General features: G+C 61.2%; 2 protein-coding genes. Both read right to left on the bottom strand.

Features of this window, described 5'->3' with window-relative positions:
• On the bottom strand, window positions 1–1,396 hold a 1,396-nt coding region (locus tag AC5DC2_RS22660), incomplete at its 3' end, for an NADH-quinone oxidoreductase subunit M (RefSeq protein WP_491700121.1).
• A partial coding sequence (locus AC5DC2_RS22655; protein WP_491700120.1) for an NADH-quinone oxidoreductase subunit L occupies window positions 1,396–2,643 on the bottom strand: 1,248 nt, incomplete at its 5' end. The genes AC5DC2_RS22655 and AC5DC2_RS22660, both read right to left, overlap by 1 nt.

Below are 2,643 nucleotides of genomic sequence, written 5' to 3'. Positions count from 1 at the left end.
AGAAGATCGTCAGGATGATCAGCGGGTAGAGTACGAACTTCTCGCGCGTGGAAAGATCGAGCAGCGCCTTGAGGCTGTCTTTCTCCAGTGCGCCGAAAATCACGCGGCGGTAAAGCCAGAGCGCATAGGCCGCCGAAAGGATGACGCCCGTCGCCGCGAACACGGCCACCCAGGTATTGACCTGGAAGACGCCGACAACCGTCAGGAATTCGCCGATGAAGCCCGACGTGCCCGGAAGCCCGACATTGGCCATGGTGAAGACCATGAAGGCGACCGCGAATTTCGGCATGTTGTTCACGAGCCCGCCAAAGGCCGCGATCTCGCGCGTATGCATGCGGTCATAGACGATGCCGACACAGAAGAACAGCGCGCCGGAGACGATGCCGTGCGAGAGCATCAGGAAGATCGAGCCCTCGACGCCCTCGGTCGTGGCCGAGAACATGCCCATGGTCACGTAGCCCATATGCGCGACCGAGGAATAGGCGATCAGCTTCTTCATGTCGGTCTGCATCAGCGCCACGAGCGAGGCGTAGATGATGGCGATGATCGACAGCGCGAAGATGAACGGCGCGAAGTAATAGGAGGCGTCGGGGAACATCGGCATCGAATAGCGCAGCACGCCGAAGCCGCCGAGTTTCAATAGCACGCCCGCCAGCACGCCCGAGGCCGCCGTCGGCGCCTCCACGTGGGCATCCGGCAGCCAGGTGTGCACCGGCCACATCGGCATCTTCACCGCAAAGGAGGCGAAGAACCCGAGGAACAGCCAGTATTGCATATTGACCGGGAAATCATACTCCAGCAGCACCGGCACGCTGGTCGTGCCCGTCACCCAGTACATCGCCATGATCGCCAGCAGCATGAAGACCGAGCCGGCGAAGGTGTAGAGGAAGAACTTCAGCGAGGCGTAGACGCGCCGCTCATGGCCCCAGATGCCGATGATCAGATACATCGGAATGAGGCCCGCCTCGAAGAAGATGTAGAACATCACGATGTCGAGCGAGACGAACACGCCGATGATCAGCGTTTCCAGAATGAGGAAGGCGATCATGTAGGCCTTCACCCGGTAGGTGATGGCTTCCCACGAGGCGAGGATACAGAGCGGCATCAGCACCGTCGTCAGCAGGATGAACAGCATCGAGATGCCGTCGACGCCGAGATGGTAGGCGATGCCGGTCCCCAGCCACGCGTGATATTCGACCATCTGGAAGTTCGGGTCCGCCGGGTCGTAATTGACCCAGATGAACAGCGACACCACGAAGGTGAACAGCGTGGTCAGAAGCGCGACATTGCGGATGTTGCGCAGACCCGTCTCGTTGTCGTCGCGGGTGAACAGGATCAGCACCACGCCGATGAGCGGCAGGAAGGTGACTGTCGTGAGAATTGGCCAGTCGCTCATTACAGCGCCCCTCCGAGCATCATCCACGTTACAAGGGCGGCAAGGCCGATCAGCATTGCAAACGCATAGTGGTAAACATAACCGGACTGCAGCTTGACCACGCGGTTGGTGACATCGACGACCAGCGCCGCGATGCCGTTCGGTCCGAACCGGTCGATCACGCCCACATCCCCCTTCTGCCACAGGAAGTGCCCGAGCTTCTTGGCGGGACGGACAAACAGGAAGTCGTACAGTTCATCGAAATACCACTTGTTGAGCAGGAATGCGTAGATTCGCGGGAAGGCTTTTGCCGTCGCTTTCGCCGAGGAGGGCTTGATCAGATACATGTAGATCGCGGCAGCGGTTCCGATCAGCATGGCGAAGAAGGGCGAGAGCTTGACCCAGAGCGCCACGTGGTGGTGCTCTTCAAGCACTTCGTTATGCGGCCCGGTGAACAGAGCGCCCTTCCAGAACTCGGCATAATGATGGCCGTAGAAGAACTCGGCGAAGACCACGCCGGCAAACAGGGCGCCGACCGACAGGACGATGAGCGGGATCAGCATGACCCAGGGCGATTCATGCACGTGATGCATAACATCGGACGACGCGCGCGGCTTGCCGAAGAAGGTCATGAAGATCAGGCGCCAGGAGTAGAAGGCCGTCAGCACCGCGGCGATCACCAGCGACCAGAAGGAGAACATCGCCAGCGGGCTTGCGGAAACGAAGGCCGCCTCGATGATCGCATCCTTGGAGAAGTAACCGGCCGCGCCGATGACCGTGCCGGGGATGCCGACGCCGGTGATCGCGAGCGTGCCGAAGATCATGCCCCAGAAGGTGATCGGAATATGCTTCCTGAGGCCGCCCATGCGGCGCATGTCCTGATCGCCGGAAACGGCATGGATGACCGAGCCGGCGCACAGGAACAGGAGCGCCTTGAAGAAGGCGTGGGTGAAGAGGTGGAAGACCGCCGCGCCGTAGGCCCCTGCCCCGAGCGCTGCGAACATGTAGCCGAGCTGCGAACAGGTCGAATAGGCGATCACGCGCTTGATGTCGTTCTGAACGAGACCGATGGTCGCGGCAAAGAGCGCGGTGATCGAACCGATCAGCGTGACGAAGGTCAGCGCCGACGGCGACAGTTCGAACAGCGGCGACATGCGCGCCACGAGGAAGACGCCGGCCGTCACCATGGTCGCGGCGTGGATAAGGGCCGAAACCGGCGTCGGGCCTTCCATCGCGTCCGGCAGCCAGGTGTGCAGCAGGAACTGCGC

It is taken from the genome of Martelella sp., assembly GCF_984369615.1.
This window is presented reverse-complemented; position numbering and strand designations above follow the sequence as displayed.